The 15,044-nt window shown below is 68.7% G+C and carries 11 protein-coding genes; 7 read left to right on the forward strand and 4 right to left on the reverse strand.

Translation table 11 applies throughout. From position 1 onward, the window contains the following. The first annotated feature begins 165 nt into the window (after positions 1-165). Entirely contained in the window at positions 166-471 is a 306-nt protein-coding gene (locus ACGFNK_RS45275; protein WP_393427131.1) for a 4a-hydroxytetrahydrobiopterin dehydratase, read from the forward strand. Positions 472-479: 8 nt separating this feature from the next. Beyond that, positions 480-1,220 (forward strand): methyltransferase domain-containing protein, encoded by a 741-nt coding sequence (locus ACGFNK_RS45280; protein ID WP_393427157.1) that lies wholly within the window; start codon positions 480-482, stop codon positions 1,218-1,220. Here ACGFNK_RS45280 and ACGFNK_RS45285 read toward each other — a convergent pair. Further along, positions 1,177-1,665, reverse strand: coding sequence for a hypothetical protein (locus ACGFNK_RS45285; protein ID WP_393427134.1), 489 nt, complete (start codon positions 1,663-1,665; stop codon positions 1,177-1,179). The genes ACGFNK_RS45280 and ACGFNK_RS45285 overlap by 44 nt on opposite strands. Further along, positions 1,662-2,141, reverse strand: coding sequence for a hypothetical protein (locus ACGFNK_RS45290; protein WP_393427160.1), 480 nt, complete (start codon positions 2,139-2,141; stop codon positions 1,662-1,664). The genes ACGFNK_RS45285 and ACGFNK_RS45290 overlap by 4 nt, the downstream gene beginning before the upstream one ends. A 74-nt stretch (positions 2,142-2,215) precedes the next feature. On the opposite strand from ACGFNK_RS45290, the gene ACGFNK_RS45295 reads away from it, so the two are divergent. The 3 genes from ACGFNK_RS45295 to ACGFNK_RS45305 all read left to right on the forward strand — a co-directional run bounded on the left by ACGFNK_RS45295 (position 2,216) and on the right by ACGFNK_RS45305 (position 5,914). Continuing rightward, positions 2,216-3,160 (forward strand): helix-turn-helix transcriptional regulator, encoded by a 945-nt coding sequence (locus ACGFNK_RS45295; protein ID WP_393427136.1) that lies wholly within the window; start codon positions 2,216-2,218, stop codon positions 3,158-3,160. Positions 3,161-3,251: 91 nt separating this feature from the next. After that, positions 3,252-5,114 (forward strand): rhamnogalacturonan lyase, encoded by a 1,863-nt coding sequence (locus ACGFNK_RS45300; RefSeq protein WP_393427139.1) that lies wholly within the window; start codon positions 3,252-3,254, stop codon positions 5,112-5,114. A gap of 185 nt (positions 5,115-5,299) precedes the next feature. Then, positions 5,300-5,914, forward strand: a complete 615-nt coding sequence (locus ACGFNK_RS45305) for a dihydrofolate reductase family protein (protein ID WP_393427142.1) — start codon at positions 5,300-5,302, stop codon at positions 5,912-5,914. Positions 5,915-6,001: 87 nt separating this feature from the next. Here the strand turns inward: ACGFNK_RS45305 and ACGFNK_RS45310 are convergent, their stop codons facing one another. Beyond that, complete coding sequence (locus ACGFNK_RS45310) at positions 6,002-8,314, reverse strand: xyloglucanase (protein WP_393427145.1); 2,313 nt, start codon at positions 8,312-8,314, stop codon at positions 6,002-6,004. A gap of 124 nt (positions 8,315-8,438) precedes the next feature. Further along, entirely contained in the window at positions 8,439-11,351 is a 2,913-nt protein-coding gene (locus ACGFNK_RS45315; protein WP_393427148.1) for a glycoside hydrolase family 48 protein, read from the reverse strand. A 266-nt stretch (positions 11,352-11,617) separates the two neighbouring features. On the opposite strand from ACGFNK_RS45315, the gene ACGFNK_RS45320 reads away from it, so the two are divergent. Together ACGFNK_RS45320 and ACGFNK_RS45325 are read left to right on the forward strand one after the other, a co-directional pair. Beyond that, positions 11,618-13,090: a cellulase family glycosylhydrolase gene (locus ACGFNK_RS45320; protein ID WP_393427151.1), complete on the forward strand. Its 1,473-nt coding sequence runs from the start codon at positions 11,618-11,620 to the stop codon at positions 13,088-13,090. Between the two features lie 13 nt (positions 13,091-13,103). Next, complete coding sequence (locus tag ACGFNK_RS45325; RefSeq protein WP_393427154.1) at positions 13,104-14,810, forward strand: glycoside hydrolase family 6 protein; 1,707 nt, start codon at positions 13,104-13,106, stop codon at positions 14,808-14,810. Positions 14,811-15,044: the final 234 nt, after the last annotated feature.

The following is a 15,044-nucleotide window of genomic DNA, read 5'->3' on the forward strand; positions in this document are numbered from 1 at the left end:
CGAGAGAAGGGAGAGGAGAGTAAGGCAGGGCGCCGCCGCTCCCGGTCCCGCGGCCGAATCCATCCCCTGCCGGCCGGCGGACACCCGCCTGACCAGGCCCGGAACCGTCCGGCTGTGGCACGCTGAGAGAACCGGACGTACGGGACGACGGAACGGAGCACAGCCATGCCCCTCGAACCGCTCTCGCAGAAGGACATCGAGGAACGGCTAGCCGAACTGCCGGGCTGGTCGCTCGACGGGGACCGGATCGCCCGCTCCTACCGCCTCGGCTCGCACTTCGCGGCAGCCGCGCTGGTCGTGCACATCGCGCAGGTGCAGGACGAACTGGACCACCACTCCGACCTCACCCTCGGCTACCACTCCGTCTCACTCACCGTGAACACGCACAGCGTGGGCGGCGCGGTCACCGAGAAGGACTTCGAGCTGGCGCGCCGGGTCGAGGAGCTCGCCTCCGGGCACGGTGCCAGTTGAGCAACCTGGTGTTCGACTACAACGAGGAAGCCGAGCGGTACGACGCCTCCCGTGGCGGCGAGCCCCGTGCCGCCGAGGCCGCGAGCGCCGTACTCGGACTGCTCTCCGAGGGCACCCGCAGCCTCCTCGACCTCGCCTGCGGCACCGGCACGGTGACCCGGCGCCTGGCGGCGGCCGGCCTCGACGTGACAGGAGTCGACGCCGCGAACGGAATGCTGAGCCGGGCCGCCGCACAGGTACCCGGCCGCCTCGTACGCGCCGACTGCCGCCAACTCCCTTTCCCCAACGCCTCGTTCGACGCCGCCTCGGCGATCTGGCTGCTGCACCTGCTGGACGACGCGGCCCTCGTGGTCGCCGAGGCGGCCCGTGTCCTGCGGCCGGGCGGCGTCTTCGTCACCACCGTCGACAAGGCGGCTGCCCACGACGTGGGCAGCGACATCGACGCCGTCATGGCCCCCCGCCCCCGCCGCGCCGCCCGCGACGAGTCCGGCCTGGTGTCGCGCTACGCCACCGCCAGCGGCCTGATCCCGGCGGCCCGCTCGGCCTTCCGAGGCCGCGGCCAGGGCCGCACCCCGGCCCAGGCCGCCGCCGACGTACGCCGCGGCTGGTACACCCTCCTCCGCCCCGGCGCCCCCCTCACCGAACAGCTCGCGTCCCGCCTGGAGGAACTCCCGCACCAGCATGTCCCGCGCCCCGAACCGGAGTTCAAGCTCCGCTCGTTCCGAAAGCCGGGGCCGCACACCGTGTGAAGTCCATGACCCAGTTGGTCACCCACGTCTTCTCGCCGTCCACCGAGAACGCCTGTTCCCAGCGGGCGGTGGTGCCGGAGAGCCCCGACCACACGAACCGCACACGCACGTCCTTGCCGACGTGCCTGTCGTCCCCGAAGAACTCGCCCCGCCCGCCGACGAAGTGACCGATCACCGGCGGAAACAGCCTGCCCGTGCGGCTGGCCGACCAGTTCAACGACCACTCCCTGGTCTCCTGGTCGAACAGCCGCAGCGTCAGCCCCGTCCAGCCCTGGCTCGGTACGTCCATCTCGTCGATGTTGGCGGCTCCGTCGAACAGGCTCCAGCAGCGGTTTGTCGCCGGAAACTCCTCCCAGTCGCTGTCCGGGTCGAGGAAGTCGGTTCGGCGGCGGTTGAGGACCTGCCACTCGCCGTGGAAGAAGTCGAAGTCGTGCGCGCTGCTCATGAGAGGTCTCCAGTCGTGCCCTCGGGCAGTGAGTCCGCGAGGTATCCGTCCAGGTCAGGGGTGTCGGGCATGAGCACGTGGCGTACCCAGGCGTCGCGTTCGTGAAGGATGGGGGGCAGTTCCCAGACGCAGCCGATCCACGGCAGGTCGGGGGTGATGAAGTGGGTCGGGTCGCGGTCCGGGCAGCCGAGGACCGGCTGGCCCGCCGAGGCGCCCCGGAAGTGCAGCACGTTGTCCCACACCCAGCTGTACGCGTTGAGGTACGCGCCGTCGTCGCCGCCCCGGTGCAGCACCACGAAGGTCGCGGGCGGTGTGCCGTCGGGCTCGGGGAGCAGCTTCGGCAGGATCGCGTACGCCGCCTCCTCGACGTCGAGCGCGATGCCCGCCGGGTCCGCGGTGACGTGGTAACGCTTGATCCGCCGCCCCGCCACCTCGATGGGCGGCGGCACGGTCAGGCGTTTCTCCGCGAAGGCCACAGAAAATGTCATGGCAGGAAGCTAAACCGGCTTCACTGACACCTTCTGTCAGTGGATTCTGAGATGGTGCCCGGATGAAATCGGCGCGGCTCGTCTCCATCCTCCTGCTCCTCCAGACGCGAGGACGGCTCACTGCCGCCCAGCTCGCCGAGGAGCTGGAGGTTTCGGTGCGCACGATCTACCGGGACGTCGAGTCGCTGAGCGCCGCGGGTGTCCCGCTGTACGGCGACGCCGGCCACGCGGGCGGTTACCAACTCCTCGACGGCTACCGCACCCGTCTCACTGGACTCACCACCGAGGAGGCCGAGGCCCTGTTCCTCGCCGGCGTCCCCGGCCCCGCCGCCGAGCTCGGGCTCGGCTCGGTTCTCGCCGCCGCCCAGCTGAAGGTCCGCGCGGCCCTACCGCACGAACTGCGCGAGCACGCCGACCGCATCAGCGGCCGCTTCCACCTAGATGCGCCCGGCTGGTACGCGGAGGACGACGAGGCCCCGTACCTCCCTGCCGTCGCCGACGCCGTCTGGAACAGCCGTGTCCTGCACGTCCTCTACCGCCGCTGGCGCGAGCCCACCGACGTGGAGCGCCGCCTCGAACCGTACGGTCTCGTCCTCAAGGCGGGCCGCTGGTATGTGGTCGCCGGCCCGGGACCGCGTACGTACCGCGTCGACCAGATCCTCGAACTTGCCGCATCCGACGAGGAGTTCATCCGCCCCGAGGACTTCGACCTCGCCGCGTACTGGGCCGCGTACCAAAGGGACTTCCACGACCGGCTGCACCGTGACGAGGCGGTGGTCCGGCTGGCTCCGGGAGTGCGGCTGACCGGCCTCGCTGCCCGCGCCGTCGAGGTCACCGGCCGTACCGACGAGAACGGCTGGACTCGCGCCACCCTCCCCATCGAGTCGGTCGACCGGGCCCATGACGAGTTCCTGCGCCTCGGCGCGGACATCGAGGTCCTCGAACCGGCCGAGCTACGGGAACGGATTGCGCGGACGGTGGCCGCACTGGCCCGCACGTATGCGTAGAGAGCGCTTCCACAAAGGCGGCAACTCCCGTACCCCCAGCGGCAACAGAGGAAGTGGAACTCCTCTGCCCCCACCCAGGAGGTACGTCACCGTGCGGCACCCGCATCGCAGACGCAAGAAGATCCGCCTGCTGCTCACCACCGTCGTCACCGGGGCCCTGGCTGCCGCCGGGATCACCGCGTTCAACGTGAGTTCGGCCGAGGCCGAGGCCGCGGTCGCCCGGCAGGTCGAGGGACTCGACCGGGGCGTCGTCAGCGTTCACACCGGCAGCGGCAACCTGGTCAGCTGGCGCTGGCTGGGGACCGACCCGGGCAACGTGTCGTTCAACGTCTATCGAGGCGGTACGAAGGTCAACTCGACGCCGATCACCGGCTCCACGAACTACTTCCACTCCGGCGCCCCCAACTCCGCCGACTACACGGTCCGCGCGATCGTGGACGGGGTGGAGCAGAGCGAATCCGTGCACGCCATCCAGTTCCGCAGCGGATACAAGGACGTGCCGATCACGCCCCCGGCGGGCGGCTCCGGCTACACCTACGAGGCCAACGACGCATCCGTCGGCGACCTGGACGGCGACGGCGCCCTCGACTTCGTACTGAAGTGGCAGCCGACCAACGCCAAGGACAACTCGCAGTCCGGCGTCACCGGCAACACCATCATCGACGGCATCAAGATGGACGGCACCCGCCTGTGGCGCATAGACCTGGGCCGCAACATCCGCTCGGGCGCGCACTACACGCAGTTCCAGGTGTACGACTACGACGGGGACGGCAAGGCCGAGGTCGCCATGAAAACCGCGGACGGCACACGGGACGGCACCGGCGCGGTGATCGGCAGCTCGTCCGCCGACCACCGCAACTCCGGCGGGTACGTGCTGTCGGGGCCCGAGTTCCTGACCATGTTCAACGGCCAGACCGGCAAGGCGATGCAGACGGTCGACTACGTCCCGGCGCGCGGCAACGTCGCCTCGTGGGGCGACTCGTACGGCAACCGCGTCGACCGCTTCCTCGCCGGCACGGCCTACCTGGACGGCGAGCGGCCTTCGCTGATCATGGCCCGCGGTTACTACACACGTAGCGTGATCGCGGCCTGGGACTGGCGAGGCGGCCAGTTCACCCGCCGCTGGACCTTCGACACCAACTCCTCGACCAACACCGGCAAGGGCTACGACGGCCAGGGCAACCACAGCCTGTCCATCGCGGACGTGGACGCCGACGGCAAGGACGAGATCGTGTACGGCGCGATGACCGTGGACGACAACGGACACGGCCTGTGGACGACCAAGCTCGGCCACGGGGACGCCGGTCATGTCGGCGACCTCAACCCGTCCCGCTCGGGACTCGAGTACTTCAAGGTGTCCGAGGACAGCTCCAAGCCCGGTTCCTGGATGGCCGACGCGCGCACCGGACAGATCCTGTGGCAGACCGCCTCCGGCTCCGACAACGGCCGAGGGGTCTCCGCCGACATCCACGCGGGTTCGGCCGGCGCCGAGTCCTGGTCCGCGGCCGACACCACGCTCCGCTCGGCCGGCGGAGCCTCGCTCGGCCGCGAGCCGTCCAGCATCAACTTCGTGAACTGGTGGGACGGCGACACCACCCGCGAACTCCTCGACGGCACCCGCATCGACAAGTACGGCACGAGCGGTGACACCCGGCTGCTGACCGGCGCCTCCGTCGCGTCCAACAACGGCACCAAGGCGACCCCGGCGCTCTCCGGCGACATCCTCGGCGACTGGCGCGAGGAGGTCGTCTGGCGCACCGCGGACAACACGGCGCTGCGGATCTACTCGACCCCGCACCAGACCAGCACGAAGATCACCACCCTGCTGCACGACCCGATGTACCGCGTCGCGCTGGCCTGGCAAAATACGGCTTACAACCAGCCGCCGCACCCCAGCTTCCACATCGGCAGCGGCATGGCGACGGCTCCTCGCCCGACCGTCTACGCACCCTGACGGCCCGGCCCATCTGAGGCACCTGAAGCACCTGAGGCATCTGAAGCACCGAAGGGGTCCCGCATCCGTCGCGGGACCCCTTCCGTACTGCCGGAACCAGTTCACGATGGCACGCTGAGCACCGATGAGTTCAGCGCGCTCCAGCCGTCTGACAGTGCAGCTGACAAGAGACAGGAAGGAACATCATGAGGAAGATCACCGCAGGCCTGTTCATCTCGCTCGACGGCGTCGTAGAGGCCCCCGACCAGTGGCACTTTCCGTACTTCGACGACGACATGGGGGCCGCCGTCGGCTCGCTGTTCGACGGCGTCGACACCATCCTGTTCGGCCGCAAGACCTACGACAGTTTTGCCGGGGCGTGGCCCGAGCGTGAGGCGGAGGGCGGGGAGGACGCCGGTTTCGCCAAGATCCTCGGCGACGTACGCAAGATCGTGGCCTCGCACCAGAAGCTCGAGTTCACCTGGCGTAACTCCGAGCAGCTCCAGGGCGACCTCATCGAAACCGTCACCGCGCTCAAGAACGAGCCGGGCGGGGTCATCTCCCTGAGCGGCTCGATCTCCGTCGTCCGCCAACTTCTGGCCGCCGGCCTCCTGGACGAGCTGAACCTGCTGGTACACCCGATCGCCGTACGCCACGGAATGCGGCTCTTCGACGAGGCCGAGACCACGATCCCGCTGCGCCTGCTCTCCTCGAAGACCTTCGGTTCCGGCGTACTGCACCTGGTCTACACCCGGGCCGAGTCCACCGGCGAAGCCGGCTATGACGAGGCCAAGGCCCACCTGTCCCAGTCCGGGCAGTAGGACACCACCGGTTCACCGCCCGGCCCAGCCCGCGCACACCGCGCAGGCCAGGCCGGGCCAGCCCGGGCCGGGTCATTTACGGGGCCGCTATCCCGCCGTGTCCCCGTAAATGACCCCGCGCCCGTTCGTGGACACGTACACCCGCCCGAAGACCCGCGGATCCCCGGTGATGGCCGCGCCCGTCCAACCCCACTGGTGGGCATCGTCGTTGATGCGCGTCCAGGTCGAACCCTGGTCCGTGGAGCGGAAGATGCCGCGTACGCCGCCGATCTTGGCGCTGGTGTAGAGCGTCTGGTACGAGGCGCCGGCCGCGGCCTTGCCGAAGCCGATGGTGTCGGCCTGCTCGACGCCCGACAGCTTGGTGAAGCTCGCGCCGCCGTCCGTCGAGTGCCACAGCCCGTACGCGCCGTCGCTCGCACCGCCCGCCAGCCAGATGTCGCCCTTTGTGCCGGGCAGCGCCTTGAAGCGCACGCTGTCACCGCTCGGCAGACCGCCGGCCGAGGACGCCGTGAATGTCGCCCCGCCGTCCGAACTGACGTAGAACTTCCCGGACTTGAAGCCGTAGAAGGTCCGCGGATCGACCCGGTCGGATTCCACGATCGCGCCCGCCGGGATCCCGCTCGACGCGGACCACGACGAGCCGAACCCGGTCGCGTAGTGCACGCCCGCGCCCTCCGGACTCCACACGAAACGGCTGCCGTCGGAGGCCGCGGCGACGGTTCCGCCGCCCGAGACGCCCGCAGGGTCCGTCCCCGCGAACCAGTTGGCGCCGTTGTCGGTGGAGAAGGCGATATGCGGACCCGAGTCGAGATTCCCGGCCCGAACCACGGTCCCGGGGTTCGTCTCGGCGAAGTCGAGGCTCGTGGTGGAGGTGAAGTTCGGCGAAGTGAACATCATCGACGGCACTTTGGTGAGATCCATGTGCCGGAAGCCGCCGACGTCTCCGAGCGCGCTGAAGAGCTGCGCCCCGCCGGACGGGGGAGCGGCGAGATCGTTGACGGCCGTCTCCTCCAGGCCCTGCACCATCGGCTTGATGGCGAACTGGCCCCCGCTGTCCCACTTGCCGAGGTCCTCGGTCCCGTAGATCGTGGCGCCCGTGCCGTACATCATCCGGTCCGAGTCGAACGGGTCGATCTCCAACGCCTCTGTCATCCAGCCGAGTTTGGGTGTCTGCTCGGGCGGTGAGGGGTTCGCGCCCCAGGTCAGCCAGGGCGAGGACGAGACGTCCATGGTGTAGCGGTTCGATCGGTTGGGATACGAGCTGTAGTCCCAGGCCTTCGTCCAGGTGCCGCCGCTGTTCGTGGAGCGGAAGATCTGGGTGTCCGGCCACCAGGAGCTGTACGCGGTCGCCATCACCGTGCCCGGGTTCTGGCGGTCGACCGTCAGGCCACTGAAGCCGTAGTACGTGTCGGCCTCGGCCACTGGGCTGATGTCCGTCCAGGTCCCGGACCCGGTCGCGTACCGCCACAGCTGTCCCTTGCCGCCGTCGTACGGGCCGCCCTTGTCGCTGTACGCGAGATAGAGGTAGCCGTTCTCGGCGTCCAGCACGCCCTTGTGGGCCAGGTATCCGGTGGGCTGGCCGGGCAGCCGGGACCAGGTGGCGCCCGCGTTGGTCGAGCGGTAGACCGAGTTCTCCTTGTCGGCGACCCCGACATAGATCGTCTGCGTGGCGTTCGTACCGGTGCCCGTCGACTCGTCGAAGGTGACCCAGACGATGCCCTGGTTGTCGGAGGCGTAGCCGCTGGTGTCGCTCGGGTCCTGCACGTAGTTGCCGACGTTGGGGAAGTTCGTCACCTGCGACCAGGAGGCGCCCGAATCCGTGGACCGCCACAGGCCCTTGCCGCTCGGGGCGCCCAGATACAGCACGCTGTTCTTGTGCGGGTCCACGGCGAGCCGCTCGCCCATGCCACGCCCGGGCATGTTGCCGCCCAGTTTGAACGGCAGGCCTGCCTTCTGCCAGCTCGCGCCCCGGTCGGCGGACCTGAGGACGGCACCGTTCTTCGGGTCCCAGCTGTTCGTGTACGTGCCGACGGCCGCGTACACCTTGTCCGGGTCGACCGGGTCCGAGGCGAGGCTGACGACGCCGGTGTGGCCCCAGTCGTCCCAGCCGATGGAGTCGAGCAGAGGGGTCCAGGTCTTCGACGACTCCTGCCAGCGGTAGGCGCCGCCGATGTCGGTCCGGGCGTAGGCGAGGTTCTGCTCGCTCCGGTTGAAGACGATGCCGGGCACGAAGCCACCGCCGTCGATCCGGGCGTTCTTCCAGGTGTACGGGTCGGCGGCGACGCTCATCGCCCTCTCGACAGGCTGGGCCGCCATCGCGGACGGACTGCCCGCGAGGAGACCGGCCGCGAGCGCGAGTACGGCCGTGAGAACGCGGCCCCTTCTGACGGTTCTTCGCACGGTGGGGGTCCTCTCCTGGAGCGGGGATGGAGGAAAGGCGCGGCCAGCCGGGCGGACCCCAGAAGGAGGGGCCCGCCCGGCCGTGGGCCCCGTCGGTAGGGCCCTGTACACGGAGCGACGGGGGCTATTCGAGGAGCTCCGCGTACGAGCCCATGGCGAGGGCTATGTCCGCCTGGGCCCAGAACCGGTGGTACGTGAACGTGGGCGCGGCGCCGCCCGCGAGATAGCTCTCGATCTTCGACCACGCCGGGTCGTCTTCGTAGAAGGAGCGGATGGAGTCGAAGGTGGACGAGGAGTTGATCGCGTCGCCGTTCGGCATCGTGCCGGTCCAGCCGCTGGGGATGTACACGCCGTCGTCGAAGCGGTTGTAGTCGGCGCGGGTCTCCGGGACCGCGATGCCCAGCGCGTCCTGGTTGTTCGTCCACATGCCGTCGAGCAGTGCCTTGGCGGTCGACGCGGCCTCGGTGTCCCCGGACTTGTCGGCGTAGTACGTCAGGGTCTTGGCGTACGCGGCGGCCACACCCACATCGTTCGTGTAGTCGGCGACGGTGACATGAAGTCCGCTGTTGGAACCGGGACTTGACGCGTTCCAGGTGTCGGGCGCACCGGACCACTGGAGGGTGTTGGGGATGCGGAAGCTGCCGTCCGGGTTGACCGTGGTCTTGGACAGCGCCCAGTCGACCCACTTGTCGAGTACGACCTTGGCGTCCGCGTCACCCGTCTGCTGGTAGTACTCGGCGACCCGCTCCATGGACCACGCCTGGAAGCCGAACCACTGGTTGGACGGCGGGTCGTGGTACACCGGCTTCTCGTCGTAGTACATGCCGTAGAAGGTCGGCGTCCCGGCCGGCGGGGTCGCGTAGTGGCCCTTCCAGCTGTTGGTGGCACCGCCTGCGATGGCGCCCTCGTCCGACTGGAGCCAGCGGTAGAACTCCAGCTGCCGGTCGAGCGACTTGGCCCAATCCACTTGCCCTGTTGCCGACTTGGGCTTCAGATCGGCGTACGAGCTGAGCGCGTACGCGGCCAGGGGGTTCTGATAGCCGCCGTGGGCGTGGCTGGAGCCGATGCGCCAGGACCAGCCCGCCGCGGTGTCGGTGGCGCCGCCCCAGGCGTAGTACCAGTTGAGCAGATAGTGCGAGGCGTCCTTGCCGGTGCCGGGTGCACAGGTCGACGGGCCCACGCAGTTGCCGATTTTCTTGAAGTACTTGTCGTACATGGCGTAGCGCAGGTAGTCGCCCATCTTCGCGGCCTTGCCGAGCGTCGCCGAGACCTCGGAGCCCTTGCCCTGTTCCTCGGCCCAGACATCGGCCCAGTAAGCGGCCTGCACGGCACGCGCGTCGGCGTCCGGCGCGTTGGTGAACTTCCACTGCTTGGCATACGAGGCGTCACCGGTGAACAGGTCCAGGTAACCGTTCTTGCCGCCGTACTTGAAGGCGTCACAGGTCGGCTGCGGCACCGTCTCCCACACCGACTCCTGCGAGCCGCGCTGGAAGGTGTTGATGTACGAAGGGCCGGTGTCGCTCGGGCCCGCCTCGCACTTGCCCGGCGAGTTGCCGTAGCCGTAGACGTTGTCGACGTCCTGCAGCCAGTGCATGCCGTAGATGTCGTCCGTGCCGTACGCGCTCTTCAGCTCAGAGGCGATCGGGTCGGAGCCGACCGAGACGCCGGGGTCGAGCTTCGCCGGGTACTCGTTCGGGGTGTCCAGCTCGGGCGCGTACGTGGCGGGCTTGGAGGCGTTGTAGAAGGAGGTCGTCGGCTGGTCGGCGTGCGTGGGGATCATGAACTTCTCCATGGTCTCCCAAGCGGCGTTGAACCTGGTCCAGTCGCCGGTGACCTTGCCGTACATGGCCTGGAGCCAGATCAGATAGCTGTACGCCTCCGACGTCGTCTCATGGCCGTGGTCCGGCGCCTCGACGATCAGCGTCTCGACCGAGTGGTACGGGATGCCCTCGGGGGAGAAGTAGCCGTTCGCCGGGTCGGTGATCTTGCCGTAGAGCTCCAGGAAGCGGGCGTCGTACGCCTTGGTCGCGGCGAGCTGCGTGGCGGTGACCGTGGCCTTGGCGTGTCCGGTGGCGGTCGACTCGAACGTCGCGGATCCGGTACCGGAGTTGTCGGCGGTGAGGGTCACCTTCTGGGCCGTGTTCCAGTTCGACGGTGTGAAGGTGAGCGATGAGCCGCCGGTGACCGACAGGCCCGTGTTGCCGTCCGTGCGGGCGGTGGAGACCGTCACGTTCGCGCTCGGCTGCGTCGACAGCTTCACGTCGAATGTGCCCGTCTTCCCCTGCTGGACGCCCAGTTGGGCGGGTGTGGCCACCACGGCGGGACCCGAGGCGACCGTGATGCCGACCGGGGTGGAATCCGCCGAGGCCCCCAGGCTGTCGTACGCCTTCGCCACCAAGGAATGACTGCCCACGGCCAATCCATTGACCGACAGTGTGAACGGCGACGTGGTGTCCGTACCGAGCAGCTTCGTGTCGTCGTAGAACTCGACCTTGCTGATCGTCGCGTCATCGGCCGCCGCGGCGGTGGCGGCCAGCGGGACCGCGTCGCCCTGCGTGTAGACGGCGCCCGCGGCGGGGCTGGTCAGCACGGTGATCGGCGGCTGATGCGCGCCGGCGCACGTAGTGCCGTTCACGGCGAAGCCGGTCGGTGCCGCGTTCGTGCCGCTGTACGTGAACTGCGCCCCGGTGCTGACGGCGGCTCCGGCGGCGATCTTCGCGTTGAAGGAGGCACTCTTCACCGTGACCGTCTTGCCGGACTGGGACCAGGCGCCGCTCCACCCGTTGGTGAGCTTCTGGTTGCCCGCGTAGTCGTACGTGAGGGTCCAGTCTTCTATGGCTTCGGATCCGCGGTTGGTGAGGGTCAGCTCCGCGGTGAAACCGGAGCCCCAGTCATTGGTCTTGTAGTCCACGCTGCACTGAACTGCCGCCGCCTGTGCGGGAGTCGAGCCCGTTGCCAGCGTGGTGAGGGGGAGCGCGAGGGCGGCCACTACAGCGGTCCACAATCGCCGCGCACGGCGTCTCTTTCTGCCTGCCATGTCTGGTTCCTCTCCTTGCGGCTCGGAGATGTGGGGGAGGAGCAACAAGCCTTGAACCAGTGGGAGCGCTCCCAGCTTGGAGAGGGGGGTCTCAAGGGTCAAGGCGTTTGAAGAGTCGAAAAGATTCGATACGTACATCTGTAGGAAACATGTCAACGCCTCTGTTCTTTACCATCACTTGGCGCTACCTTCTTCCGCACCAGTGGGAGCGATTCCATCAGTCCGACGCGTCCGTGACGGCGTGTCAGAGCTGTGAGGAGTCGCTCATGCGACACCCCCCGCGTTTACGTCTTTTAGTGGCCGGTGCGGCACTCGCCCTTGCAGCGAGCGCCATCGCGCCGGTCGGCACGGCTTCCGCAGCGGCGCCCGCTTGCACGGTGGAGTACTCCGTCACCAGCCAGTGGGACACCGGCTTCCAGGGCGCCGTGAAGCTCACCAACAACACCGCCGCGCTGAGCAGTTGGAGTCTCTCCTTCGACCTGGCCGGCGGACAGCAGGTCAGCCAGGGCTGGAACGCCAAGTGGTCCCAGTCCGGGAGGACCGTGACCGCGGCCAACGAGAACTGGAACGGAGCGCTGGGCTCGGGAGCGAGCGTCAGCGCCGGGTTCCTGGCCTCGGGGCCGGGGAGCACCGCCGCGCCCGTGTCCTTCAAGCTCAACGGGACGACGTGCAACGTGGACGCCGAGTCCCCGCACGACCCGACGGATCCGCCGGCGCCCACGGACGGCCCGCCCGTGCTGAAGGTCTCCGGCAACAAGCTCGTCGACGAGTCCGGCGCCACCCGGCGACTGCTCGGCGTCAACCGCTCCGGCGGCGAGTTCGCGTGCGTGCAGGGCTATGGCATCTGGGACGGACCGGTGGACGACGCCTCGGTCAAGGCGATCGCCGACTGGAACGTCAACACGGTCCGCATTCCGCTCAACGAGGAGTGCTGGCTCGGCCTGTCCAACATCAAGCCCGAGTACGCCGGCGCCAACTACATCGCCGCCGTCAAGGACCTGGTGACCAAGGTCAAGGCGCACGGCATGACGCCGATGCTCGAACTGCACTGGTCGTACGGCCAGTACACGGGCAACTCGGCGGGCTGCGCCGATGTGCACGCCGGCTGCCAGAAGCCGATGCCCAACATGCAGTACACGCCGTCCTTCTGGGCCTCGGTCGCGAACACCTTCCAGGACGACCCGACCGTCGTCTTCGACCTGTTCAACGAGCCCTACCCGGACCGCGCGACCTCCACCGCCGCCCAGGCGTGGACCTGTTGGCGGGACGGCGGCACCTGCCCCGGCATCGGCTACGAGGTCGCCGGGATGCAGGACCTGATCGACACGATCCGCGACACCGGCGCCACGAACGTGATCCTGGCGGGCGGGCTCGCGTACTCGAACGACCTGAGCCAGTGGCTGACGTACAAGCCGAGTGATCCGGCGGGCAATCTCGCCGCGGCCTGGCACGTCTACAACTTCAACACCTGCTCCAACGAGAGCTGCTGGGACTCCACCCTGGCCCCGGTCGCCGCCCAAGTGCCGCTCGTGGCGGGCGAGATCGGCGAGAACACCTGCGCGCACTCCTTCGTCGACCGCGTCATGACGTGGTTCGACGAGCGCGAGCAGTCCTACCTCGGCTGGACCTGGAACACCTGGAACTGCAACTCGGGTCCGGCCCTGATTTCCAACTACGACGGCACACCGACGTCGTTCGGCATCGGGCTGCGCGATCACCTGCGCTCCCTCGACGGATAGGAACCCGCACACCATGAGCCGTACCAGAACCGCGTTACTGGCAGCGTTCGCGCTGCTCGCCTCAGGAACGGGCACCGCTGTCGCGGCGATGCCCCCGGACGCCGGCCCGGCCGCCGTCCCCTGCACCGTCGACTACAAGGTGCAGAACCAGTGGGACAGCGGCTTCACCGCCGCGGTCACGGTCACCAACAACAGTGCGGCCAAGTCGAGTTGGGCCGTGAAGTGGTCGTACGCGGGCAACCAGAAGATCACCAGCGGCTGGAACGCCAACCTCAGCCAGAGCGGCAACGCGGTCACCGCCGCCAACGAGAGCTACAACGGGACGCTGTCGACGGGCAGTTCGATCAGCTTCGGCTTCAACGCCTCGTACAGCGGCACCAACGCGATGCCCACCACCTTCACGCTCGACGGCGTGACCTGCAACGTCGACGGTGGCGGTGGTCCCACCGACCCGCCCGACCCGACGGGCCCCAAGGTCGACAACCCGTACTCGGGCGCCAAGGTGTACGTGAACCCGGAGTGGTCCGCTAACGCCCGCGCCGAAACCGGCGGCAGCCGCATCGCCAACCAGCCCACCGGTGTGTGGCTGGACCGGACCGCCGCCATCAACGGCGCGAACGGCAAGATGGGTCTGCGCGCCCACCTCGACGAGGCGCTGGAGCAGAAGGGCTCGGACGAACTGGTCGTCCAGCTCGTCATCTACAACCTGCCCGGCCGTGACTGCGCGGCCCTCGCCTCCAACGGCGAACTCGGCCCGACGGAGATCGACAAGTACAAGACCCAGTACATCGACCCGATCGCCGCGATCCTCGCCGACCCCAAGTACGCCGACCTGCGCATCGTCACCACGGTCGAGGTCGACTCGCTGCCGAACCTCGTCACCAACGCCGGCAGCCGTCCCACGGCCACGCCCGAGTGTGACGTGATGAAGGCCAACGGCAACTACGTCAAGGGTGTCGGCTACGCGCTGAACAAGCTCGGCGACGTCGCGAACGTCTACAACTACGTGGACGCCGGGCACCACGGCTGGATCGGCTGGGACGACAACTTCGGCCCGTCGGCGGACGTGTTCAAGCAGGCGGCGACCGCCGAGGGCGCCTCGGTGAACGACGTCCACGGCTTCATCACCAACACCGCCAACTTCAGCGCGCTGAAGGAGGACCACTTCACGATCAACGACACCGTGGCCGGCAAGTCGGTCCGTGAGTCGAAGTGGATCGACTGGAACCGCTACGTCGACGAGCTGTCCTTCGCCCAGGCCTTCCGCGACAAGCTGGTCTCGGTCGGCTTCAACTCCGGCGTCGGCATGCTGATCGACACGTCCCGCAATGGCTGGGGCGGCGCTTCCCGGCCCACCGGGCCGGGCGCGACGACCAGTGTGGACACCTACGTCGACGGTGGCCGTTACGACCGTCGCCTCAACCCGGGCAACTGGTGCAACCAGTCCGGCGCCGGCCTCGGCGAGCGCCCGCAGGCCGCGCCTGCCACCGGCATCGACGCCTATGTGTGGATGAAGCCGCCGGGTGAGTCCGACGGGGCCAGCAAGGAGATCCCGAACGACGAGGGCAAGGGCTTCGACCGGATGTGCGACCCGACGTACGAGGGCAACCCTCGTAACAACTTCAACATGTCGGGGGCGCTGCCGGACGCTCCGCTGTCGGGGCACTGGTTCTCGGCACAGTTCCAGGAGCTGATGAGGAACGCGTACCCGGCGCTGTAGCTACCGCGCTGGTTGGGCGGTTGGGGATCTGCGGGCCCGGCTGTGGCTGGGCGCGCAGATCCCCGCGGGTGCCTCCGGCGGTTGGGCGGGGCGCCTGCGGGGGTGGTGGGTTCGGTTTGTTGGCGACTGCGGGTTGAGCGTGGCTGGTCGCGCAGTTCCCCGCGCCCCTGGGTGGGTGGTGGGTGCGGGGCCGTGGGCCGGTGCGTCAGCCCGTCGCAGGGTGGGCATACGGCC

The sequence above is a fragment of the Streptomyces sp. NPDC048825 genome, assembly GCF_043198355.1.
In the GTDB taxonomy this organism is placed as follows: Bacteria; Actinomycetota; Actinomycetes; order Streptomycetales; family Streptomycetaceae; genus Streptomyces; species Streptomyces xiangluensis.